The 23,833-nt window shown below is 56.2% G+C and carries 21 protein-coding genes; 12 read left to right on the forward strand and 9 right to left on the reverse strand.

Annotation, left to right across the window (positions count from 1 at the left end):
• Position 1 precedes the first annotated feature (1 nt).
• From B3Z17_RS03080 to B3Z17_RS03090, 3 genes are read left to right on the forward strand one after another with little or no spacing between them, the layout of a single operon-like run.
• Positions 2–1,219: a TIGR03087 family PEP-CTERM/XrtA system glycosyltransferase gene (locus B3Z17_RS03080; RefSeq protein ID WP_286828511.1), complete on the forward strand. Its 1,218-nt coding sequence runs from the start codon at positions 2–4 to the stop codon at positions 1,217–1,219.
• Positions 1,219–2,751 (forward strand): exosortase A, encoded by a 1,533-nt coding sequence (gene xrtA / locus B3Z17_RS03085; RefSeq protein WP_286828512.1) that lies wholly within the window; start codon positions 1,219–1,221, stop codon positions 2,749–2,751. The genes B3Z17_RS03080 and xrtA overlap by 1 nt, the downstream gene beginning before the upstream one ends.
• Positions 2,739–4,631 (forward strand): XrtA/PEP-CTERM system amidotransferase, encoded by a 1,893-nt coding sequence (locus tag B3Z17_RS03090; protein ID WP_286828513.1) that lies wholly within the window; start codon positions 2,739–2,741, stop codon positions 4,629–4,631. Before xrtA ends, B3Z17_RS03090 begins: the two co-directional genes overlap by 13 nt.
• Before the next feature lie 12 nt (positions 4,632–4,643).
• Here B3Z17_RS03090 and phoB read toward each other — a convergent pair whose 3' ends face one another.
• The 7 genes from phoB to B3Z17_RS03125 all read right to left on the reverse strand — a co-directional run bounded on the left by phoB (position 4,644) and on the right by B3Z17_RS03125 (position 12,183).
• Positions 4,644–5,333: a phosphate regulon transcriptional regulator PhoB gene (gene phoB, locus B3Z17_RS03095; RefSeq protein ID WP_286828514.1), complete on the reverse strand. Its 690-nt coding sequence runs from the start codon at positions 5,331–5,333 to the stop codon at positions 4,644–4,646.
• Between the two features lie 24 nt (positions 5,334–5,357).
• A complete protein-coding gene (gene phoU, locus B3Z17_RS03100; RefSeq protein WP_286828515.1) occupies positions 5,358–6,071 on the reverse strand; it encodes a phosphate signaling complex protein PhoU in 714 nt (237 codons plus the stop codon).
• A gap of 11 nt (positions 6,072–6,082) precedes the next feature.
• Positions 6,083–6,853: a phosphate ABC transporter ATP-binding protein PstB gene (gene pstB / locus B3Z17_RS03105; RefSeq protein ID WP_068307100.1), complete on the reverse strand. Its 771-nt coding sequence runs from the start codon at positions 6,851–6,853 to the stop codon at positions 6,083–6,085.
• A 31-nt stretch (positions 6,854–6,884) separates the two neighbouring features.
• A complete protein-coding gene (gene pstA / locus B3Z17_RS03110) occupies positions 6,885–8,204 on the reverse strand; it encodes a phosphate ABC transporter permease PstA (RefSeq protein WP_068305853.1) in 1,320 nt (439 codons plus the stop codon).
• 9 nt (positions 8,205–8,213) lie between these two features.
• A complete protein-coding gene (gene pstC, locus B3Z17_RS03115) occupies positions 8,214–9,593 on the reverse strand; it encodes a phosphate ABC transporter permease subunit PstC (RefSeq protein WP_068305854.1) in 1,380 nt (459 codons plus the stop codon).
• A 102-nt stretch (positions 9,594–9,695) separates the two neighbouring features.
• Entirely contained in the window at positions 9,696–10,772 is a 1,077-nt protein-coding gene (locus tag B3Z17_RS03120) for a substrate-binding domain-containing protein (RefSeq protein ID WP_286828516.1), read from the reverse strand.
• A 127-nt stretch (positions 10,773–10,899) separates the two neighbouring features.
• Complete coding sequence (locus B3Z17_RS03125; protein WP_286828517.1) at positions 10,900–12,183, reverse strand: sensor histidine kinase; 1,284 nt, start codon at positions 12,181–12,183, stop codon at positions 10,900–10,902.
• A gap of 255 nt (positions 12,184–12,438) precedes the next feature.
• On the opposite strand from B3Z17_RS03125, the gene B3Z17_RS03130 reads away from it, so the two are divergent.
• From B3Z17_RS03130 to B3Z17_RS03145, 4 genes are read left to right on the forward strand one after another with little or no spacing between them, the layout of a single operon-like run.
• On the forward strand, positions 12,439–13,254 hold the full coding sequence (locus B3Z17_RS03130) for a hypothetical protein (protein ID WP_286828518.1): 816 nt from the start codon (positions 12,439–12,441) through the stop codon (positions 13,252–13,254).
• Positions 13,255–13,263: 9 nt separating this feature from the next.
• On the forward strand, positions 13,264–13,566 hold the full coding sequence (locus B3Z17_RS03135) for an HPr-rel-A system PqqD family peptide chaperone (protein ID WP_286828520.1): 303 nt from the start codon (positions 13,264–13,266) through the stop codon (positions 13,564–13,566).
• Positions 13,563–14,492: an HprK-related kinase A gene (locus B3Z17_RS03140; RefSeq protein ID WP_286828521.1), complete on the forward strand. Its 930-nt coding sequence runs from the start codon at positions 13,563–13,565 to the stop codon at positions 14,490–14,492. Before B3Z17_RS03135 ends, B3Z17_RS03140 begins: the two co-directional genes overlap by 4 nt.
• A complete protein-coding gene (locus B3Z17_RS03145) occupies positions 14,489–15,496 on the forward strand; it encodes a nucleotidyltransferase family protein (protein ID WP_286828522.1) in 1,008 nt (335 codons plus the stop codon). The genes B3Z17_RS03140 and B3Z17_RS03145 overlap by 4 nt, the downstream gene beginning before the upstream one ends.
• Here the strand turns inward: B3Z17_RS03145 and gph are convergent.
• The gene (gph, locus tag B3Z17_RS03150; protein WP_286828523.1) at positions 15,483–16,148 is read right to left on the reverse strand and encodes a phosphoglycolate phosphatase; all 666 of its coding nucleotides are present in this window, start codon (positions 16,146–16,148) and stop codon (positions 15,483–15,485) included. The two genes, B3Z17_RS03145 and gph, sit on opposite strands and share 14 nt — an antisense overlap.
• Positions 16,149–16,423: 275 nt before the next feature.
• Here gph and B3Z17_RS03155 point away from each other — a divergent pair, with 275 nt between their 5' ends.
• Positions 16,424–17,797: a class II 3-deoxy-7-phosphoheptulonate synthase gene (locus B3Z17_RS03155; RefSeq protein ID WP_286828524.1), complete on the forward strand. Its 1,374-nt coding sequence runs from the start codon at positions 16,424–16,426 to the stop codon at positions 17,795–17,797.
• A 121-nt stretch (positions 17,798–17,918) separates the two neighbouring features.
• Here B3Z17_RS03155 and B3Z17_RS03160 read toward each other — a convergent pair whose 3' ends face one another.
• Positions 17,919–18,548 carry a LysE family translocator gene (locus B3Z17_RS03160; protein WP_286828525.1) on the reverse strand — a complete coding sequence of 210 codons (630 nt, stop codon included), beginning with the start codon at positions 18,546–18,548 and terminating at the stop codon, positions 17,919–17,921.
• 128 nt (positions 18,549–18,676) lie between these two features.
• Here B3Z17_RS03160 and B3Z17_RS03165 point away from each other — a divergent pair, with 128 nt between their 5' ends.
• The 4 genes from B3Z17_RS03165 to B3Z17_RS03180 are packed head-to-tail and all read left to right on the forward strand — an operon-like array spanning position 18,677 to position 23,811.
• Entirely contained in the window at positions 18,677–20,350 is a 1,674-nt protein-coding gene (locus B3Z17_RS03165; RefSeq protein ID WP_286828526.1) for an NAD+ synthase, read from the forward strand.
• Between the two features lie 44 nt (positions 20,351–20,394).
• Positions 20,395–21,726, forward strand: a complete 1,332-nt coding sequence (gltX, locus tag B3Z17_RS03170) for a glutamate--tRNA ligase (RefSeq protein ID WP_286828527.1) — start codon at positions 20,395–20,397, stop codon at positions 21,724–21,726.
• A gap of 10 nt (positions 21,727–21,736) precedes the next feature.
• Positions 21,737–23,068, forward strand: coding sequence for a cysteine--tRNA ligase (gene cysS / locus B3Z17_RS03175; protein WP_286828528.1), 1,332 nt, complete (start codon positions 21,737–21,739; stop codon positions 23,066–23,068).
• Positions 23,068–23,811, forward strand: coding sequence for an RNA methyltransferase (locus B3Z17_RS03180; RefSeq protein WP_241493398.1), 744 nt, complete (start codon positions 23,068–23,070; stop codon positions 23,809–23,811). Before cysS ends, B3Z17_RS03180 begins: the two co-directional genes overlap by 1 nt.
• Positions 23,812–23,833 lie beyond the last annotated feature (22 nt).

Here is a 23,833-nt window from a genome sequence, read left to right on the forward strand (position 1 = left end):
GATGGCACGAATACTTTTTCTGGCGCACCGCATTCCCTATCCGCCCAACAAGGGCGACAAGATCAGGTCATGGCACTTTCTGGACCATTTGCTGAAGAACCATGAGGTTCATCTGGGATTCTATGTCGATCAGCCTAAAGATCTGACGCATATTCCGTTTCTGCAGTCAAAGGTGAAAAGCCTGTGTTACCGTTGCGTTAGCCGCTTTTCACAGATCGCAGGAATTCTGACTGGCATTCTGCGAGGCCGCTCCATGACGCTTTCGGCATATCCGAAGAATAAGCTGAAAGCTTATGTCGATGACCTGTTCGCACGGGATGAAATTGATCTGATCTTTCTGTTCTCTGCTGCCGTCGCGCCGTTGGTTGCCGATCGGCCGGCCCATATCCCCGTTGTCGCTGACCTCGTCGATGTGGACAGTGAGAAATGGGCGGCTTATGCCCAGAAGAGTTCCTGGCACCTTCGCTGGCTCTATGGACGGGAAGCTCGGTTATTGCTTCAATTCGAAACCGCGATTGCTGACACAGCTGCAGCAACGGTTTTTGTCAGCGACGCAGAAGCAGAACTATTCAGGGAGAAACTGGGGGGCGACAGCAAAGCACGCGTCAGCCACATCAACAACGGGGTGGACCTCAAGGCCTTTGATCCATCGCGGTTCAGTGCGCTAACCGTTTCCCCAAGAACGGTCATATTTACCGGTGCGATGGATTATCAACCGAACATCGAAGCCGCTGTCTGGTTCGTGTCTCATGTCTGGCCGATTGTGCGCCGCACCGTCCCGGACGCTGAGTTTGTGATTGCCGGTGCTCCGGTACACAGCCGGGTGAGGGCTCTTGCCGATAAGCCGCACGTCACAGTGTTGGGCTTTGTTGACGATATGGCAGAAACGATTGCCAGGGCGGGGCTTGTTGTCGCGCCATTGCTGACCGCCCGCGGCATTCAGAACAAGGTGCTTGAGGGTATGGCCATGGGCAAGGCTGTGGTAGCAACACCTGCCGCGAAGGAAGGCATTGATGCAGAGCCCGGTGAGCATCTTATCGTCGCTGACGGCGCTGGAGACTTTGCAGCTGCAGTTGTCGCCCAGTTGCAGAACCCAGCCGCAGCGGCCAAGCTCGGCCAGGCCGCGCGCCAACATATGGTTGAACATTATAGCTGGCCGAAAAGCCTGAAGCGCCTGGATGCGCTGATTGACCGGGTTATGCCCGAGGAGACGCAGTGATGGCGGTATCGAGCCGTTTGAATCTGAGCCTCCTTGGGGCAGGCCTGTTATTGCTGGTGCTGGCGTGGTTCGACACCTTGCGGCATATGGCAACTCTGGTGTGGACTGTGGATACCTTCAGCCATGGAATCTGGGTACCTGTTGTCAGCGTCTGGTTGATTTGGCGGGACCGAGTCCAGCTGGCAAATATACCAATCAGATTCTGGTGGCCGGGTTCGGTTGGACTGGCCTTTGTGTCTTGCCTCTGGCTCCTGGGTGGGGCAGCGGAAGCCAAGATTGTTCAGCATGTGGCGTTCATCGGCGCTATTCAGTTCCTTGTGGTGGCCTGTCTTGGGCGTGCCATATATCGTGCCTTGCTGTTTCCGCTATTGTTCCTGTTTGCCTTTGTCCCGTTTGGGGGGCAGTTGGTGGGACCGCTGCAGGTCTTCACCGCAAAGATAACCATCTGGGCACTGGATGTTACAGGCGTGGCGCACCAGTCGGATGGGGTATTGATCCGACTATCATCAGGGCTTTTCGAAGTGGCAGCCGCGTGCGCTGGTGTGAAGTTCCTGTTTTCAAGCTTGGTGACGGGCATTCTATTGTGCCGGCTGGCGTTTCGCAGTTGGCGTCGGCGTGTGGTTATGCTGGTGGCGTCTGTGATTGTTCCAATATTTGCCAATGTGGCGCGGGTATATGGGACGCTTCTGATTTCAGAGGCGACAGACATCTCTTTTGCAAAGGACGTTGACCACATCGTTTATGGTTGGGGGTTCCTGAGCTTTGTCCTGATTATCCTCATAGCAGCGGCATATAAATTCTCAGACATTGACAATACACAGGCGGAAGAGGATCAAGGGCCTGTGTATGCGGTAGGTGAGCATAGCTCACAGAGACCTGCGTTTTTTGCAGTGATAGTCAGCCTGCTGTTGGTGCTTTTCAGTGCCTGGTGGTTGCCTGCAGACCCAGAAAAAGCGTTTACCTGTAACTTGACTCGCTACAAGATTCCCCAATGTGATGGATGCGGTATTCGCGCACTTTCACCCGACGTTCAGGCAGGTTGGTTGGATGCGCCATCGGCAGACCACTCCAGAGCCTGGATGTACCGCCTTGAAGCAGATACCGTTTTCGGTGTCACGGCACTGTACGCCCCGGACAGGGTAGGCCACCGTTTGGCGGCCTCAACCTCCATGGCGCCTGCGCCAACGTGGTCTCGGCTGAGTGGGCAGGATATAGAGGACCAATCTGTGGGCGCTGCCGCATTCCAGGAAACAGTGATTTTCAGTAATGGCCGGAAGAGGCTGGTTTGGCAGACATTCTATGTAGACGGCCAGTTCTTCAGTTCACCGATCGGGGCGAAACTCGCGCTCGCTATTCTTCGCCTTAAGGGGCAGGACGCCGTTGGGCAAATGCTTGTGGCAGCGGCAGAATTTCCGTCGACAGGGGAATACCCCAGGGCTATCCTAACCAGGTTTTTTGAAACCTTCAGTCCTTCAACTCTTGTGTTCGATCTGGGCGCAACCGGCCAGGAAAAGAATGTATGTGTGGCATAACCGGAATTATCACGACTGCCCGGACCCGCATTGATCAGGCTGTATTGCGCCGAATGACGGAAAGTATCACGCACCGTGGGCCGGATGATGACGGATACTTCTGGGGCAACCAGGTCGCCTTTGGCCACTGCCGGCTGTCGATTATTGACGCAGCAGGCGGGCACCAACCGATGCTTAGTGCCGACGAAGGCGTTGTGCTGACTTACAATGGTGAAATCTATAACTTCCAGTTCCTGCGCCGCGAACTGGAGGGCCTGGGCCACACGTTCAAGACGGAATGCGACACAGAAGTCTTGCTGGAAGCCTACCTGGAATGGGGTCAAGATTGTGTCAGTCGCCTGCGGGGCATGTTTGCCTTTGCCATATGGGATAACCGAAAAGGTGAACTGTTCCTTGCTCGCGACAGGCTTGGCATCAAGCCGCTTTATTATGCCAGCCTACCCGATGGGACATTCCTGTTCGCGTCAGAAATGAAGGCACTGATGAAGCACCCGGGCCTTCAACGCCGTTTGCGGTTGGATGCAGTGGAAGATTATCTGGCGCTGGGTTATGTGCCTGACCCTAAGTCGATCCTGACTGGCGTGGAAAAGCTTCCACCCGCCCATTGCCTGATCCTATCGAAAGACACCGGCCGGTTTGACCTCTACCGTTACTGGCAGCTTGATATGGCAACGCCTTCAGTGGTTGATGAGGACACGGACGAGCTGCTGGAACGCCTTGAGGAAGCTGTGAAACTGCGGATGATCGCCGATGTGCCTTTGGGGGCTTTCCTCTCCGGCGGTGTGGATTCGAGTATGGTCGTTGGCCTGATGAGCCGCAATAGCGACAAGCCTGTGGAAACCTGTTCTGTCGGATCAGATGTACCGGAGTTCGATGAAAGTGGATATGCGCAGAATGTGGCCGATCATTTTGGTGCTCACCATAGAATGCGGCTGATCTCTGCCCATGACGCCAGCTTGATCGATGTCATGCCGGATGTTTTTGACGAACCATTTGCCGATATGTCTGCTCTGCCGACCTATCGAGTGTGTGCTCTGGCGCGGGAAACAGTGAAGGTTGCGCTATCTGGTGACGGTGGAGATGAACTTTTCGGCGGTTATCGACGCTACCGCCTTCACATGATGGAAGAGCAGTTCCGTAGCGCCATTCCTCATATGGTTCGGCGCGCAGTCTTTGGGCCTTTGTCCAAGGTGTATCCCAAGATGGATTGGGCGCCTCAGTTCTTGCGCGCGAAATCGACCCTTGAAGGGCTGGCACGAAATTCTGCGCAAGCGTATTTCCAGTCGGTGGCCAAGACACCGGACCGGGACCGATTGCGCTTGCAGTCAGACCGGATGAAAAAGCAGCTGCAAGGCTATCACCCGCAAGAGCGTTTTGAAGAACTGGCAGGGCATATTCCGGGCGCACATCCGCTTTCGGTGGTGCAATATATTGATATCAACACCTATCTGCCTGGCGATATTCTGACCAAGGTAGACAGGGCAAGTATGGCTCACTCCCTGGAGGTAAGGGTACCACTGCTGGACCATAAATTCTTTGAATGGGGCGTAAGGCTTGGTCCTGAAAGCCGAATTGTCGATGGTGATGGCAAGGCCGCCTTCAAGAAGGCCGCACGCGGCTTTATTCCTGATCAGATTATCGACAGGCCCAAAAAGGGCTTCAATATTCCTGCGGGCCAGTGGATGCGCGAGGAATTGGCGCCAATTCTTGAAAGCCTGTGTGAAAGCGAAATTCTGCTGGATTCAGGCCTTATTTCCAGAACCGGCCTCAGGGAGATGGTGGCAGAGCATCTAGCCTCGAAGCGAGACCATCATGCCTCGCTGTGGTGCGTCCTAATGCTGGACCGCAGTTTGGCCAAGCTGGACGCCAGTCCAGCCTGATCCTGCCAGGCGTCAATTGTAATTATCGAGCGAGTAGCCAGCAGAGCGTACCGTGCGGATATAATCCGGGGCGTCCTCTAGGTTGATGGCCTTGCGCAAGCGTCGAATGTGAACGTCAACCGTACGGGGCTCAACATACACATCATGGCCCCAGACACTGTCCAGCAGTTGTTCGCGGCTGAAGACCCGACGCGGGTTTTCCATAAAGTGCCGCAGAAGGCGATACTCGGTGGGCCCAAGCTGGATTGGCTTGCCACCACGTGTCACACGGTGCGAGACACTATCAAGCTTGATATCCTCAAACGCCAGCTCGTGTCCGGCAAGGGCTGGGCGAAGGCGGCGCAGTACCGCCTGAATGCGGGCGATCAACTCTTTGGGTGAGAAAGGCTTGCAGATATAATCATCCGCGCCTGTCTCAAGCCCGCGGATACGGTCAGGTTCATCTGCGCGCGCCGTTAGCATGATGATTGGAATATTCTGGGTCTCAGCGTTCCGGCGAAGTTGACGGCAGATTTCGAGCCCTGAAAGGTTCGGCAGCATCCAGTCCAGAAGGATCAGGTCAGGTGCCTCCTCGCTGGCGCGGTAAAGGCCGTCTTCCCCGTCGGCAACGGCATCAACTTTATAGTCAGCGCGCTCAAGATTATAGCGCACCAGCTCAGTGATGTTTTCGTCATCTTCGATCAGTAGAATACGTGTTTTCACAGGAATTTCCTTAGATTGCCCTGTTTATTGTTCACCTGTCATCAGCTCGGTGCTGGTCAGGTCATGTTTCGGTCGACGGGCCTCCTCAAGCATTACGCCCCGTAGGGTGTAAAAGACTTGCTCGGCGACATTTGTGGCCTGGTCACCAATGCGCTCAAGATTCTTGGCAATCATCAGGAAGTGCGTCAGGACACCTACCTTTTCGGGGGTCTCCATCATGCGGGCCAGAATGTGCCGGTATGCTGCATTGTGCAGGTTATCCAGTGCCTCATCCCGCTCCCAAACCTCCATCGCCAGGCCTGCGTCGCGGTGAACGTATGCGTCCATCACGTCCTGGACCATCTTCCGGGCATCACGGGCCATTTGGTCGAGGATCGGAGGCAATGCCACCGGCCCCATTTCAGATATAGCAAGTGTCCGCTTGGCGATGTTTTTCGCATAATCGCCCATCCGTTCGATCAGGCCGGTCATTTTAAGGCTTGAAACCACTTCGCGAAGGTCATCAGCGACGGGCGCACGGCGGGCGAACACCACGATTGCCGCCTTCTCGGCGTCGATTTCAAGTTTGTCCAGCAGCTTGTCGGAGGCGCGAACCGCCGCAGCTTTTACGACATCAAACTCGTTCAATGCTTCCATGGCGCCAACAAGTTGATCTTCAGCCAGACCACCCATGCGGCTGACGATCGCACGCAGGTCTCTCAGTTCATCGTCATAGGCTTTGACAGTATGATCCGTCATCTCAACACTCCTTAGCCGAAGCGGCCGGTAATATAGTCGCGCGTCCGCTCTTGCTTCGGCGCCGTGAAGATTTCTGTGGTATCGCCATGTTCAACCAGGTCCCCCATATGGAAAAAGGCTGTTTTCTGCGATACGCGTGCGGCCTGCTGCATGCTGTGGGTCACAATCGCAATCGCGTAACGGCCTTTTAGTTCGTCAATCAGGGCCTCAACCTTGGCCGTTGCAATCGGATCAAGCGCAGAGCAGGGTTCATCCATCAGAATGACTTCCGGGTTCACGGCAATGGCGCGTGCAATGCACAGGCGCTGCTGCTGGCCGCCGGAAAGTGCGGTGCCGGGACTTTCAAGCCGGTCTTTCACTTCATTCCAGAGGCCTGCTTTTTCAAGTGCTGTAGAGACGATCTCGTCCAGATCGGTACGTGTCTGTGCTAACCCGTGAATGCGCGGGCCATAGGCGACATTGTCGTAAATGGACTTGGGGAAGGGGTTTGGTTTTTGGAAGACCATGCCCACCCGTGCACGCAGCTGAACCACATCGATTCTGGAAGCATAGATGTCTTCACCATCAAGCGTGATCCTGCCTTCGACCCGACAGCTGGCCACCGTGTCGTTCATTCGGTTCAGACAGCGCAGGAAGGTGGACTTGCCACACCCCGAAGGCCCGATAAGTGCTGTCACCTCATCCTGGTGGAGGTCCAGCGTAATTCCTTTGACAGCGTGGTTTGTGCCGTAAAATACGTTCACATTCTCCGCCAGCATTTTTGGTTTGCGTGTTTCTGTCATGGTATCCAACTCTGAGGCCATTTTATACATTTTACCAATGCTGCTCGAATTTTTGGCGTAGCCAGATGGCCAGGCCGTTCATTGCAATCAGGAACGTCAGCAGCACCAAAATGGCTGCAGAAGTTTTCTCGACGAATGCGCGCTCTGGGCTGTCGGCCCAGAGGAAAATCTGCACCGGCAAAGCTGTGGCCGCATCCGTCACACCACCCGGAATATCAACAATAAAAGCCACCATACCAATCATCAGAAGCGGTGCAGTTTCACCCAGCGCTTGTGCCATGCCGATGATAGTACCCGTGAGGATGCCAGGCATCGCAAGCGGCACGACATGGTGGAAAACCACCTGCATCGGTGAAGCCCCGAGGCCGCGTGCTGCGTCCCGAATTGATGGTGGAACCGCCTTGATCGAAGCACGGGAAGCAATGATGATGGTTGGCAGTGTCATTAAAGCCAGGGTCAGCCCCCCGACAAGAGGCGCAGAGCGTGGCAGGTGCATGACACCAAGGAATACCGCCAGGCCCAGAAGGCCGAACACAATGGAGGGTACGGCCGCCAGGTTGTTGATGTTGACTTCGATCAGGTCGGTCAAGCGGTTCTTGGGTGCGAATTCCTCAAGATAGATTGCCGTCAGAACGCCAATCGGGAAAGCAATCGCCAGTGTCACCAGAAGGGTGAGGGCAGAGCCGACGGTTGCGCCCCAGATACCAGCCAGTTCTGGGTCGCGGGAGTCACCACTTGTCAGGAAGGTCGTGTGGAAATTCAGCGAAACGCGGCCTTCTTCCTTCAGCTTCTGGTACCATCCCAGTTCCTTGTCCTTCACCTTGCGGTTTGCCTCTGGCTCTGAGGCGTCGATACGACCTTTGCGTAGCTGGTCGACGTCATCAGACGCAAGCAAGCGCACCCGCTCTGTGGTGCCCACCAGGCTTGGGTTTGCAAGAACCATATCCCGGATCTGGGCCCGTGCACCGGTGCTGACCATCCGCAGCAGCTCGCGGCGATCGCGGCGGCTCTTCACGTCGGGGAAGTGGCCCTGGAGGCTGGCGTCGATAATACGCAGCATGTTGGCACGGCGTACATTCTCTTCAAAGTCGGCCTTTGACATCTCGCGCGGGTTACCAAGGATGCTTTCCTCGAACGGGATATCCAGTTCGATACTGGTTTGTACGAAACCGTAAAGACCGTCGCCTGCGATTCTGCCAATCAGTGTCACCAGGAACATGGCCGCCAAGATCACGGCAGTAAAGCCTAGGCCTTTGAACCATTTTTCCTTGCGATAGCGCCGCTTGATACGGGCATTCATTTCAGGTGAATGCCAGTCGGTAGGTTTGATTTCTTTTGCGTTATCCGACATGTGACATCCTTAATCGTATACTTCGCGATATTTTCTGACGATCTTCAGCGCGATAACGTTGAGCACCATCGTTGACACAAACAAGGCAAGACCCAACGCAAAGGCCGACAGGGTCTTGGCGCTATCGAATTCCTGGTCGCCGGTCAGAAGGGCCACGATCTGCACCGTTACAGTCGTCACGGCTTCAAACGGGTTCGCAGTCAGGTTTGGCTGCATGCCGGCCGCCATCACGACAATCATGGTTTCACCAACCGCGCGGCTGATTGCCAGCAGGAAGGCGCCCACGATACCAGGCAGGGCCGCAGGCAAAACCACCTGTTTGATTGTTTCGGACGGCGTGGCGCCAAGTGCCAATGACCCATCTTTGAGCGATTTGGGTACAGCGGTAATCGCGTCGTCAGACAGGGACGAAACGAATGGAATGATCATGATGCCCATCACAATGCCGGCTGCGAGCGCGCTTTCACTTGCGATATCGAGGCCCAGCGTGATCCCCATGTCGCGGAACAGCGGTGCGACCGTTAAGGCTGCAAAGAAGCCGTATACAACGGTGGGCACACCCGCGAGGACCTCAAGCATCGGCTTGGCGATCTTGCGCATGCGCTGACTGGCGTATTGGGTGAGGTAAATCGCTGCCAACAGACCAATTGGCCCGGCAACAAGCATTGCAATAAAACTGATCAGAAGGGTGCCTGCGAAAAGCGGCACGGCGCCGAAGGCTCCTGCGGAGGCAACTTGGTCAGCGCGCAGTGCGGTTTGTGGGCTCCAGTGCAACCCAAAGACAAATTCAGCGATCGACACTTCCTGGAAGAAGCGCAGGCTTTCAAACAGAAGCGAGGCCACAATGCCGAGCGTGGTCGCAATGGCGATGACCGAGCTCATGCCCAGCGTGATCAGGACAACACGCTCAAACTTGTTGCGGGCGCGAAAGTCCGGCTTGGTGCGGTTTACTGCCACGTACAAACCAACGAGGCCGAGAGAGATCGACAGTACGAAGGCTGCCCAGATACCCTTCAGATAGATGGCCTGAAACTTCGCTGCGGCTGCCAGAATGTCTGGATCCGTTTCCGGAGAATTCGGATTTTCCACCGCCAACCGGATTCGGTTTAGAACCAAGGTGGCCTGATCGCCATTCTGTTCAAAAACCCGGTCAGGGACGCCGGAAAGGATGAGGCCTTCGATGATGCTGTTGCCGAAAATGACCCATATGCCGAAGGCGAAAAGCCCGGGCAGTAGGACACATGTGGCAGCGAAATAGCCATAGTGGCGTGGCAGGGAGTGCAGTTTTGCAGGGTCACCGCCCGCGCCGGCCAGCGCTTTTTGGCGGGCAAAGACGAAGGAACCCAACGCCAGCATCACCAGAAAAAGAAAAATTGCGGAGCTCGTCATATCAGGGCGGCCTTACGCAGGTTTGTTGAACGTATCGAGATTTGAAAAAGGGGCAACAGCTCAGTGTCGCTTGTTGCCCCTCTACACAGTATTTTACACCTGTTAGTCAAGCACAAGGTTGGTCAGGTCGCTTGCTGCCTGCTCAAACTTTGCTCGGTCTTCGTCAGGCAGTGGGATCAGGCCGCGATCTGCCAGGTAACCAAAGTCGCCAGCTGCTTTGTCGCTGGTGAATTCTGCGAGATACTCACGGATCCCAGGGACAACGTCCACGTGCGCCTTTTTAACATAGAAGTAAAGCGAACGCGAAATCGGGTATGAGCCGTCTGCAATGGCTTCAAAAGTTGGCTCTTGGGAAGCCTCGCCCACCGTCTTTGCGACAGGGAAGGCCTGGATTACGTCGCCGTTCTGATCAAGGAAGCTGAACCCGAAGATGCCAACAGCGTCGTCGTTGGTCTGGAGCTTCTGAACGATCAGATTATCGTTCTCACCGGCTTCAATGTAGGCGCCGTCTTCGCGAATGCCGCGACACAGAGCTTTGTAGAGCTTCTTGTCGGCAGACTTCAGGGCTTTCATGCCAGCGAAAGTCTTGCAGCCGCCTTCGATGCCCAACTCATTGAAGGCGTCACGCGTGCCGGATGTTGGCGGAGGGCCGAGAACCACGATCGGTTTGTTTGGCAGGGCGGGGTTTACTTCATGCCAGTTTTTATATGGGTTCGGGACCATGTTCCCTGCACCACCTTCAGTGCCTTCAGCAGGAACCTGCGCCGCGAGGGCGAGATACAGGTCGCGCAGGCTGACTTCCATTGGGGCAGCATTCTTGGACGCGGCCAGCACAATGCCGTCATAACCGATTTTGACTTCGACAATGTCGGTCACGCCGTTTTTAGCGCACAGCTCAACTTCGCTCGCTTTGATGCGGCGGGAAGCGTTGGTGATGTCGGGGTGGTTGGTGCCGATGCCAGAGCAGAAAAGCTTCAGCCCGCCACCGGAACCAGTCGATTCTACAATCGGTGTCTTGAAATTTGTCGAACGGCCGAATTCTTCAGCGACAGCAGTCGCGAAAGGGAAAACGGTCGAGGAACCAACAATCCGGATCTGATCCCGGGACTGTGCTTCCGCATTTGTGGTGCTGAAAGTGGCAGCGGTGATCAAGGCGGCTGCAGCAGCGAATTTTTTCATCGTAGTTCTCCTTGCCACAACACCCGTGGCTAATTTCCTATCAGGCCGGTTCATATATTGTGAAAGCCTATGCTTTCTGCCGGCACCGCGACTGTTACAGCTTAAATGTTACAGGCAGATGACAGTACTATTCGGATGGCTTTTGGGCGATCGGAAGTCGGAAGGAAAACTCTGTCCCTTTACCAACCTCACTCTTGATGTCGAGGCTGGTATCGTGCCGTAAAAGAATGTGTTTTACGATTGCAAGGCCAAGGCCGGTACCTCCCATTTTGCGAGAGCGAGCGGTGTCGACGCGGTAGAATCTCTCGGTTAGGCGAGCGAGGTGCTCTTGCGGGATACCTGGGCCTTCATCACGAATATTCACATGGATTCGCTTGTTATCGAGCGTCGGCGTGGCGCTGATATGCAGTGTGCTGTCAGGATCGCAGTATTTTGATGCGTTCGAGAGTAGGTTGATAAAGACTTGGGTGAGTTGGTCGCCGTCTCCGCGGATATGTGCCAGATTTTCAGAAATGTTACACTCCATTTTGATGTTCCTGGCGGCTGCGGCAGGTTGGATTGTGCTAACCGTGTTGACGATGAGCTTCTTGAGGTCGACTTCCATTTCCGGCGCGACATAGCGGGTCATTTCGATTCTCGAGAGCGACAACAGGTCATCAATCAGGCGGACCATGCGTTCGGCCTCAGTCTGCATAATGCCCAGAAAACGGCCATGCGCATCCTTGTCGTCGGCCGCGGGGCCGATCAGGGTCTCAATGAAGCCAAGGATCGAAGTTAGGGGAGTCCGCAACTCGTGGCTTGCATTTGCGACAAAGTCGGCCCGCATCTGTTCAGCCCTGATCAGGCTTGTAACCTCATAGAAAAATAAAACCGCTTCCGGCTGCTGTTCGTCAGACTTTCGGTGCGGAATGGCTGCAACTGTTACGTCAAAAATACGGTCTTTGCTGTTGGTATAACGGACCACCTGAAAGTCGCTGCCAGGCCCCGACAAGACTTTTTCGAGTGCAGTAATAAACTCGACCTGGCGCAGGTAGAAGGTTGCATCGTTCCCGACTATGTCTTCGCCCAACAGATCTTTGGCAGCCAGGTTGGCAACCACAATTCGGTGATCCGAATCTATCAGCATGAAAGGCGAGGGTAGTTGGTCCAGGGCTTTCGCCCGTATGGAGACTGATGTTGGCCGTTTTGCCCGCTTGCGTTTCTGAATGGCTGCCCGGCGAGCTTCCAGCTCCTCAAACCGTCGCCTTACCGACAGCTGCACCAGACATGAAGCTGAAACGCCGGAAACGATGACCGCCCCCAGAAATGAGAGTTGGCCGAAAGACCACATGAGCGCCAATGTAAAAACAATAGCAACAATGATCGTGCGTTCATTAAGCAACGCCATATATGGTTTCGACTGCAGGGCCATCAATCAGCATCCTAAATATGTATTCATGTGTCACATACGGTGACGCACAAATATGAAAAGTCAGCTTTCCCTTAAATGACACAGTTTGCACTTTTGTGAATGTTTTATTACGGCAATTGAATTGAGCTTAAATATCGCAATTCTCTTGGCGCGGGGCATTTTCGCCTAGACCGGTGTCTGAAAAGCCTGTTAAACTCAGTTTAATAAATTTTTTGCATAATTTTCCATGCCTGTAAGTCTGGAGAAGTAGTCAGAGTGTCAAATATTCAGAACAAGGACGGCGATTTCCTAGCGCGCCGTCGCCAGTTGCTTAAGTTGGGCGCTGCCGGCGTCCCTATGGTTTTGACCCTGAAGGCATCGGCTACGCAGCCTGTCCACTCCGCGCTGGATTGTGCATTCGTTATTCCTGATGAAGTTACAATTCTTGTCGACTATGACGGCAAGGCCTGGATGGGCGACGACAGTATCCGGGAGAAGCACGGCAAATACAAAACTCAGGATATCGAGCGCTTCAAAAGCAATGCTGACTATATGTTCCCGGCTTCAACGGTACCGGAACGCTTCCGCCCTGATGAATGCGATACAGGTCAGAACGATGCCAACGGCAATGATTGTGGTTGGGGCAACGATATTGACGACCCTGTCGGCGATAACAATGACCAGGATAGTTGTCCGGCTGACCCGCCGCGTGAAACGCCGTGGTTTGAGGAAGACGGCGAAGACGGTGAGCCTGGTAACCGCCCGAATGAATACAGTGGTAACGGTAATGACTGGCGTCATGGCGGCGGCGGCAATGGTAACGGCAATGGCAATGGCAATGGCAATGGCAATGGCAATGGCAATAATGGCAACGGCGGTTGGACCGATTGTTACAAGGTCTATAAGATCAGCCGCAACACCACCATCACGCCAGCTGACTATCTGAACGGCAACGGCAACTGGAACCTGAATGGGGCCAACGGCCTTTATCTGCTGTTGGCGGGTAAGTATCTGGATACGTATGGGAATGACGGTGGTTTCCCGGGTATTTCGTGCCTGTTGTCGATCCTGAACTATCTGGAAATGCAGTAGACGGCGACAGTGTCTGCGGGCCCCAACAACGACGATTGGGTTTGGGTCGCAAATCCCGATCATTATATCCTGCACGAAATAGGGGACACGACATTCGCCTTTAGCCGGGTGTCGGGCACCACTCATATGCTCAATCTGGTATCGCGTGCGATGCTGGACTATCTTGCAGAACACCCCAAAACGCTCGCCCATATCATAGCGGGCTTCGCTGCCTATCTTGAGGTGCCTCCTGAAGAATGCCCCAGTGGTGTTGTGCGTCGATTGTTCGGCGAATTGGATGAGGTTGGCCTTGTAGAACGGGTAGAGCGATGAATAGGCGCGCGTTATCCGATTATCCGCGGTCAGATGTTATTCATGCGTTGCGGTCTGGCACCCTAGCGCTTGATTTGGGGCCTTTTCTGACGCGGATCAAGCTTTCAGACCGGCGGTCAATTGATTTCTTCCTGGATATGTATGCAGCCTGCCCAGTATCCATCGACAAAGCTGTATTGTGTGATTTTTCCTTGTGCCTGCGCCCGCCAAACAAATTCCGGAAATACTTCCGGCGCCAGATTGTGCCAGATCCGGGCTTTCAGTTCCCAGCTGTACCGTTGCCGCTGGAAATGTCTCCCCTCGCTTTTGAAATGGGCCTGAACCTCAGTGTGGCGCTGCAATGTTTTCGCTATGCCATTTTCCATGCGGGTGTGGTGGCGAAAGGTGACAACGCCTTGATTGTTGCTGCTAAATCCGGGGGAGGAAAAAGCACTCTGACAGCCGCCTTGATGGAAGAAGACTGGCGCCTGTTGTCCGATGAATTTGCGATCCTTGATCTGGGCGCAGCCACACTGAAGGCCTATCCACGCCCGGTGTCGCTGAAGAATGCGTCAATTGATGTAGTCCGGGGTTTTGCTGGTAGCGGGCAGGTCAGTGATACACTCCACGATACCCCGAAGGGTGCCATTGCTTATCGCCGGCCGCGCCCAAGCGATATCGAGACAATGCAGAAGGCGGCTAAACCCCTCCTTATCCTGTTCCCGCGCTTTACAGACGGGGCCCAAGCCGAAAGCCGTGAAATTGATCTGGCTGACGCTGCTATGCAGTTGATTGCCAGTTCGCCAAACTATCAGGTGATCGGTGAACGTGCCTTTTCAGGCTTGATGACAATGCTTGAGGGCATGAAAGCCTATGAGATTGAATATGGCAGCACAGAAGACAGCCTCGCGCTGGTTCGCGAGCTTTGGAAGGCGCACGTGTCATGATCCAACGCGCGCCGGACATAAAAGATTTCCTGCGAATTGCGACGGGGCAGGCACCGCTCCCTGACCAGCCCCAAGCCCTGGCGGCGTTCACCTTGTGGGCTCAGCAAAGCCATATATTGGGGCAGGTTGCAGCCGTGGTAGACGCGCCGGTCGGAACGAAGCTGGCAGAAATTCTCGAAAATGCCCGCCTCCGTAGCAGCTATGACCGGCGGATGCTGACTTTTGAGACCAACCGCATCAAGCGCGCGCTGATGGGTGCCGATATTCAGCCCATACTGCTCAAAGGCAGCGCCTATGTGGCGGAGCACCTGTTGGCGAGTATAGGGCGCCGGGTGAGTGATATCGATATTCTGGTACCTGAAGCCCAGTTGGGTGAAACTGAAAGGCTGCTTGGGCAGGCCGGATGGCGGGCGGAAGAGAGCACATCCGGGGCTTATGATCAGCAATATTATCGCCGCTGGATGCACGAGCTGCCACCACTGCGGCATGTTACGCGACGAACGCTTATTGATGTGCATCACCGGCTGCTACCGCGCACCTCACGCATTCGGCCTGACCATCTGAAGATGATGGCTGCCGCACGTCAGATTGAAGGCAGTGATCTCATGGTTTTCTCGCCGACCGACCGGTTTATCCATTCGGCGATCCATATCTTTGGGGACGGCGCGTTTGAAACGCCAGCCAGGAGTTTCATTGAACTCTATTATCTCTATCAGGACCTGAGCGATGATGAGCGGCAAGATCTTTTGGCCCGTGCTACGGATGTGGGTGCGCAGAAGCCGACGGCAGAGGCCCTGTGGATGTTAGATGAATATTTTGACATCAAGGCTGGGGGCGCGCGCGCTTCCTTGGTGCTGAAATCCTGCCTTCGTTCCGTGACTGCCGGGCAAGGGAGTGGCCAGTTTCTTGCCAACAGCGTCCTATATGTCAGAAGCCATTATATGCGAATGCCGCTGCCGCTCTTGCTGGGGCATCTGTGGAAGAAGCTGCTCAGGCGGGTGTGATCAGGGTCTTCAGTTCTGCCAGGCTGTCAATCACCCGGTCTGGGGCCAGCTCATGTACCGGTGTCTGCGAATAGCCGAAGCTGACAGCAATAGCAGGTACACCGGCCGCCCTGGCAGCTTCAATATCCGGGCGGCTGTCACCAACCATTACGATCGGGCCTTCGCCGGGCATCTGGCTTGCGGTTTCCAGAATATGGCGCGGGTCTGGCTTCTTGAAGTCGAAGCTGTCGCCACCACTGACGGAGGAAAATAAATCCCGCAGGCCAAGATTGGCCAGAATGGGCTCGGTCAAAAGGAATGGCTTGTTGGTGCAGATTGCCAACTCAACGCCGGCAGCACGGAAGTGCTGCAACATATCTAGGGCACCGTCAAAAAGCCGTGTGTGGGCGGTACTATTCTTGCCGTAATAGTCAAGGAACACAGGGCGCAGCTCTTCCGGCGTATATTCGTCTCCGTCGCCTGTTGCTTCAAGGCCCAGCTTGATCAGTGTCAGTGCGCCATAGCCAACCATGTGGCGTACCTGATCAAGCGTTACCGTGCGGCGGCCAACATGTTGCAATACATGGTTGGTGGCGGCGTGCAGGTCTGGGGCGCTGTCAATCAGGGTGCCGTCTAGGTCAAAGACGATCTTCTGGGCAGGGAACAGGGACATGAACAAAAACTCTCATTAAAGTGTCAGGCAAGGGCCGGTAAAAGACGCTATATTGTGTAAAGAAAGACAGCCTGTTGCGAAAGGCAAGAATTCGTCTGAGGTATTTGGGCGAAAAGACTGTTACATAAGAAACTGTGGAAATGGCTGAAAAAGGCCGTTATGGCTTGCTTTCCGAAGGGTCGCTCTATTATATGTGGGGCTTAGGAAATTGCCGAAAATGGCAAGATATTGAAATAATCCTGCACGAGTGCGTGCTGCGAAGTTGAGGAAAAGTGATGAGTGAGTGGCGTCCAGACAGTTGGAGAAACCGGCCGATCGTACAGGTGCCGGACTATCCTGATGGCGAAGTGCTGAAACGGGTAGAAGAGGAGCTGTCCTCCTATCCGCCACTCGTCTTTGCGGGCGAGGCACGCCATCTGAAATCCCAGCTTGCCGATGTGGCGGAAGGTAAGGCCTTTCTGCTGCAGGGTGGTGACTGTGCCGAAAGCTTCGCTGAATTCCACCCAAACAACATCCGTGACACCTTCCGTGTACTGCTGCAAATGGCGGTGGTGCTGACCTTTGCTGCCAGCTGTCCGGTTGTAAAAGTGGGCCGCCTTGCGGGCCAGTTCGCCAAGCCGCGTTCCAGCAATATGGAAACCAAGGATGGCGTAGAGCTGCCAAGCTACCGCGGCGACATCATCAACGGCCCGGCGTTTGATGCGGACTCCCGCATCCCGGACCCGAACCGCATGCTGCGCGCCTACAGCCAGTCTGCTGCGACGCTGAACCTGCTGCGGGCGTTTGCGCAGGGCGGATATGCCAACCTGATGTCTGTCCACCGCTGGAACCTGGACTTTGTTTCCAAATCGGCTGCTGGTGACAAATATAAGGAACTGGCGGACCGCATTGGTGAAGCGCTCAACTTCATGGAAGCCTGCGGCATCAACCCGAACGACGTGCGCCAGCTTCAGGGTACTGATTTCTACACCAGCCACGAAGCGCTTCTGCTGGGCTACGAGCAGGCCCTGACGCGCGTGGACAGCACTACGGGCGATTGGTACGACACCTCGGCCCACATGCTGTGGGTCGGCGACCGGACCCGCCAGCTGGACGGCGCACACCTTGAGTTCCTGAGCGGCATCGGAAACCCGATTGCGGCCAAGGTTGGCCCCACCACGGAAGTGGATGGCTTGCTGAAGCTCATCGACACACTGAACCCGAATAACGAAGCCGGTCGCCTGACGCTGATCACCCGCTTTGGTGCTGACAAGGTGGAAGAGCACCTGCCGAAACTGCTGCGCGCCGTGCAGGCCGAAGGCAAGAAGGTTGTCTGGTCCTGTGATCCGATGCACGGCAACACCAAGGCCTCCAACGGTGGTCTCAAGACCCGTCCGTTCGACCGGGTGCTGAAGGAAGTGCGCCAGGTATTCGCCTGCCACCGCGCCGAAGGCACATATGCCGGCGGTATCCACCTGGAGCTGACGGGCCAGAATGTGACGGAATGTATTGGTGGCGCTGTGGCGATCACGGAAGACAGCCTGTCGTCGCGCTACAACACGCACTGCGATCCACGCCTGAACGCCAGCCAGTCAATCGAGATGGCGTTCCTGCTGGCAGAAGCCCTGAAGGAAGAGCGCGAAGCGTTGGCGAAAACGGCAGCCGCGTAAAAGGGCACACTGGTAGTGCCCCTATGACTAAAAGGGGCACAAAAGGGCACACCCGTAGGGCCCAAAACATAGAATTTGAAAACGGCGTCGCAGAAATGCGGCGCCGTTTGTTTTTGAAAGCTCAGTTCCGGCCCGAGAAGGCAAGCCGAACGGCAAGCCCTGTGAAAACACCGGCGAGCAGATATTGCGGCCAGCGACCGAAGCTGCCGCCCCGTGACAGACGCTGACGCAGCGTACCACTCGCGATAATCACGGTGCCGTTCACCAGAAGCCCGATCATGTTCAGGATGGTCACCAGCACCAGTGTCTGCATCACCACCGACCCGGCTTCCGGTTTCAGGAACTGCGGGAAGAGGGCGAGCATGAACAGAGCCATTTTCGGGTTCAGGAGGTTGGTGATCAGCCCCTCACTGAAAATCCGGCGTTTGCGCTTGCGCGGTGCTGCAACCGCGGCGCTGTTGTCTGGCTTCGACCGAAGCGTTTGCCATGCCAGATAGAGGAGGTAAGCGGCACCGGCGAACCGGACGATATCAAATGCGGCGGGTACCAGCAGGAAAAGCTGGGCAAGGCCAAAGGCAACCATCAGGGCGTGACAGTAACACCCGGCGGCGATTCCCGCGTAGGTCAGCAAGCCCGCAAGCTTGCCCTGACTGACGCTTCGAGACGCGATCAGGAGCATGTCCGGGCCTGGTGTTGCGGTGAGAGCGAGGCTGGCGGCGGAAAACAGAAGAAGTGTGGAAAGGTCCGGCATAAATAATTCCTTTAAAATCAAGCCGGGTGCGCAAGATATCAGGATTCGGAAAAGCGGCAAGCGCGATTGATCAAACGCGTGATTTTCTTTGACTTGTCCCGGCCCGCCAAGAAGGGTAAAAGCGCGTCATGACTGATACTTTATCCATATATCTGGTGCAGATGAATCCGACGGTGGGCGCGATTGCGGCCAACACCGACCTGATCAAAGCTGCTTACGGGCGCGGCTCTAACGCGGGCGCGGACCTGGTACTGACACCTGAGCTGTCGGTTGCCGGCTACCCGCTTGAGGACCTGGTGCTGAAACCCTTCTTTGTGCGAACCGCCATGCGTGCGGTGGATGAACTGGCGGCGCTGACTGCGGGCGAGGGCAAGCCGGGCCTGATTATCGGCAGCCCCTGGTTCGACGGCGAAGTATTGCATAACGCGGTCCTGCTGCTGGAAGACGGCGAAATTTCAGCCATTCGCTACAAGCATGACCTGCCAAACTATGGCGTGTTTGACGAAAAGCGGGTGTTCAAGCCGGGCGCACCGTCTGTGCCCATGGAATTCCGCGGTTTCCTTCTTGGCGTGATGATCTGCGAGGATATGTGGTACCCGACCATTGCCAAGAACCTGAAGGATCATGGCGCTGACATTTTGCTGGTGCCGACCTGCAGCCCGTTTGAGCTGGACAAACACCCGGAACGCCAGGTCCACGCCCGTAACCGGGTGGACGAAACCGGCCTGCCGCTGGTGTTCTGTAATGAGATGTCCGGGCAGGACGAGCTGGTGTTTGAGGGCGGCAGCTTTGTAATGAACGCAGATGGCAGCGTGCCGGTGCAGATGGAATTCTGGGCTGAGGCCGAGCTGCGCACCGAATGGACGCGCGCCGGCAAGGGCCTTGAGTGCACGACCAGCTATCAGGCACCCACGCCAGACCATTACACCAGCATGTATCAGGCGATGGTGCTGGGGCTGAAGGACTATGTTAACAAGAACCGCTTCCCCGGCGTTATCCTGGGGCTGTCGGGCGGGATCGACAGCGCGCTTTCTGCCGCTGTGGCGGTAGACGCGCTGGGGCCGGACAAGGTTCACTGTGTGATGATGCCGTCGCGCTACACGTCTGGCGAAAGCCTGGGCGACGCGGAAGACTGCGCCAAGGCCCTTGGGGTCCAGTATGATGTGATTGCCATCAAGCCGGGCGTTGAGGCGTTTGACGAGATGCTTGCTGACGTGTTCAAGGGCACGAAAGCCGATACGACAGAAGAAAACATCCAGTCGCGGCTGCGTGGCTTGGTGTTGATGTCGCTCTCTAACAAGTTTGGCAAGATGGTGCTGACGACCGGCAACAAGAGCGAAATGAGTGTTGGCTATGCAACGCTCTACGGTGACATGTGCGGTGGCTATAGCGTGCTGAAGGACGTCTATAAGCTGGACGTGTTTGCACTGTCGCGCTGGCGCAATGAAAATGTGCCAGTGGGCGCGCTTGGCCCATCGGGCGAAGTAATCCCGGAGAATATCATCACCAAGCCGCCAACCGCAGAGCTTCGCGAAGACCAGAAGGACGAAGACAGCCTGCCGCCATACGAGGCGCTGGATGATATGCTCCGCTGTCTGGTGGACGAAGAAATGTCCGTGGACGAGATCATCGAACGCGGCCACAGCGCATCAGAGGTTGCACGAATTGAGCACCTGCTGTACATCGCCGAATACAAAAGGCGCCAGTCGCCGCCGGGCGTGAAGATCACGCGCAAGAATTTTGGCCGGGATCGCCGCTACCCCATCACCAATGGGTTCAGAAGCGCCCGCAGGACTGAATAACTTATATATCAAGGCCGTCAGGCCCATAAGGTTGGATAAAGACAATGACTGTTAAGGTTCGTTTTGCCCCGTCACCCACGGGCAAGCTTCATGTGGGGAATATCCGTGCTGCACTCGTGAACTGGCTGTTCGCGCGCCAGCAGGGTGGCACCTTCGTGCTGCGCATCGACGATACGGACCGCGAGCGGTCAACGCTGGAAAACGAAGAAGCCATCAAGGCAGACCTGACGTGGCTTGGCCTCAAGTGGGATGAAACCTTCAAGCAGAGCGAGCGCTTTGACCGCTATAATGCAGTGGTTGAAAAGCTGAAGGCCGAAGGCCGGCTTTATCCATGCTATGAGACAGCCGAAGAGCTGGACATGAAGCGCAAGATCCAGATGGGTCGCGGCAAGCCGCCTGTCTACGACCGGTCGGCGCTGAACCTTACGGACGAAGACAAAGCCAAGTTCGAAGCCGAAGGTCGCCAGCCGCACTGGCGCTTCAAGCTGAACACGCCTGCGCGCGTTGAGTGGACAGACATGATCCGGGGCGATGTATCGATCGACCTTGAAGCGCTGTCTGACCCGATCCTGATCCGTGAAGACGGTTCGTTCCTTTATACGCTGCCAAGCGTGGTGGATGACGTTGATTACGGCATCACCCACATCGTGCGCGGTGAAGACCATGTGACCAACTCTGCCGTTCAGGTGCAGATTTTCGAAGCTGTCGGCGGCACGGCGCCAGAGATGGCGCACTTTGCGCTGCTGACCGGCAAGGGCGGTGAAGGCCTTTCCAAGCGCCACGGTGCCATGTCCATCGAGGAATACCGCGATGAGGCGGGCATTGAGCCAATGGCGATTGTGAGCCTGCTGGCTCGCGTTGGCACATCTGAGCCGATCGAGCCGTTCGTGGACGCCCAGCCGCTGATCGACGGCTTCGATTTCGGCAAGTTTGGCCGCTCGACCGCCAAGCTGGACCCGGCAGAGCTTGATGTGCTGAATGCCAAGATCCTGCACGCAACACCTTATGCTGCCGTTGCGGACCGTCTGGACGGTGTTTCGGAAGACATGTGGCTGGCGCTGCAGCCAAACATCAACAAGCTGGCTGATGTGGCCGAACTGAAAAAGATCATCGACGGCCCGGTGACGCCAAAAATCGAAGATGCCGACCATATTGCCAAAACACTTGAGCTGCTGCCTGCGGGCGAGCTTACGGGCGACAGCTGGCAGGCCTGGACCGGCGCGATCAAGGAAGCCACCGGTGCCAAAGGTCGCGCGCTCTTCATGCCGCTTCGTCAGGCGCTGACAGGGCAGGACCACGGCCCGGACATGGGCATGCTGCTGCCGCTGATCGGCCGCGACAAGGTTGTGGCGCGTCTGTCAGGCGAAAGCGCATAAGGGGGCTTCCATGACCGAGATTCGGGTCTACAACACGCTGGCGCGCGAGAAACAGGTTTTCAAACCCATCGATCCGCAAAACGTTCGCATGTATGTATGTGGACCGACGGTCTATGACTATGCCCATATCGGCAACGCCCGCCCGGTGGTGGTGTTCGACATGCTGTTCCGGCTGCTCAAACACGTCTACGGCGAAGACCATGTGACCTATGCCCGCAATATCACCGATATTGAGGACAAGATCATGGAGCGTGCGATAGCGGAAGGTGTCAGCATCAAAGCCATCACAAGCCGCTATACCAAAATCTATCAGGAAGACATGGCCACCCTTGGTGCGCAGGACCCAACGATCCAGCCCAAGGCAACCGAGCATCTGCCTGAAATGATCAAGATGATGCGCACGCTGATCGAACAGGGCCACGCCTATGAGGCGGAAGGCCATGTGATGTTCAATGTGCCGTCCATGGACAATTATGGGGCGCTTTCCCGCCATAGCCGTGATGAGCTGGTGGCTGGTGCCCGAGTTGAAGTGGCACCCTACAAGCGCGATCCGGCGGATTTCGTGCTGTGGAAGCCATCAACGGATGATCAGGTTGGCTGGAACAGCCCCTGGGGCCGCGGCCGTCCGGGCTGGCACCTTGAATGCTCCTGCATGATCGAGAAGCATCTGGGCGACACCATCGATATTCACGGTGGTGGGCAGGACCTGATCTTCCCGCACCATGAAAATGAGATCGCGCAGAGCGAATGCTCGCACGGCAAACAGTTCGTGAACTATTGGATGCACAACGGCTACTTGACGGTGGACGGCGAGAAAATGTCCAAGTCGCTGGGCAACTTCCATACAGTGCATGACCTGATAGCGGAGCACCCAGGCGAAGCGCTGCGGCTCAGTTTGCTGACGGCGCACTATCGCCAGCCGGTTGATTTCTCGCTGGATAGCACGCGCGAGCAGAAGCGCAGGCTGGACCGTTGGTACCGCATCACGGACGGTGTGGAAGCGGCCTCGGAAGTGCCGGCCAGCGTGATTGATGCACTGGCGGATGACCTGAATACACCAAAGGCAATTGCAGCCCTTGATGCGCTGGCAGCACCTGAAACAGCGGCTGAGCTGAAAGCCGGCGCGCAGTTCATGGGCCTTCTGATGCAAGAGGCAAGCGATTGGTTCCAGAGCTTCTCGGATGAACAGAGCGCCTGGATTGACGCCAACACGGCAAAGTATAACGCTGCCCGCGCCGCCAAGGATTTTGCCACCGCTGATGCCCTCCGCGATGAAGCGACGGCCCTTGGCCTTGTGATCGAAGTGGGGCCAGACGGCGTGAAATGGCGTCAGGCCGACTGATGACGCACGATCGCCAACAACCCGCCATAATCCTGGTGCGGCCCCAGCTGGGTGAGAATATCGGCAAGGCGGCGCGCGCCATGCTCAATTTCGGCCTGACGGAAATGCGCCTTGTTGCCCCGCGGGATGGCTGGCCCAACCCGGCGGCAGGACCGGCCGCCGCTGGTGCCGACATCATTCTGGATGCGGCCAAGGTCTATGACACGGTTGAAGAGGCCGTGGCCGACTGCAACCATGTGTATGCCGCCACCGTGCGGGACCGCGATATGCCCAAGCCGGTGGTCACCCCGCGCGAGATGGCAGCCCAGATGCATGCCCAGATCAAGGACGGTGCCAAGTCGGCCATTCTGTTCGGGCCTGAGCGCTCGGGCCTGACCAATGACGATGTGGTGCTGGCGGACACGGTGCTGACTGTACCGGTGAACCCGGAATTCGGCAGCCTCAACCTCGCGCAGGCGGTTGTTCTGGCAGCTTATGAGTTTCACACATTTGCCGACCAGACCCCGGCCTATCAATCCGCCCATGAAGACCCGTTGGCCAGCAAGGATGAACTTCTGGGCCTGATGGAGCATATGGAACGGGAGCTTGAGAAAAAGGGCTATTTCCGGTCAGAAGGGCGCCGGAACCCGCTGCGCCGGACGCTCCGCAATTTGGTGCAGAATGCCGCCTTTTCGCGCCAGGAAGTCCACACCATGCGCGGCATTATCAAATCTCTCGCGCGCCCTGCAAGGGACGACGCCTAAGCCGTTCATCTGTCATACAGCG

The sequence above is a fragment of the Kordiimonas sp. UBA4487 genome, assembly GCF_002389025.1.
GTDB classification, from domain to species: domain Bacteria; phylum Pseudomonadota; class Alphaproteobacteria; order Sphingomonadales; family Kordiimonadaceae; genus Kordiimonas; species Kordiimonas lacus.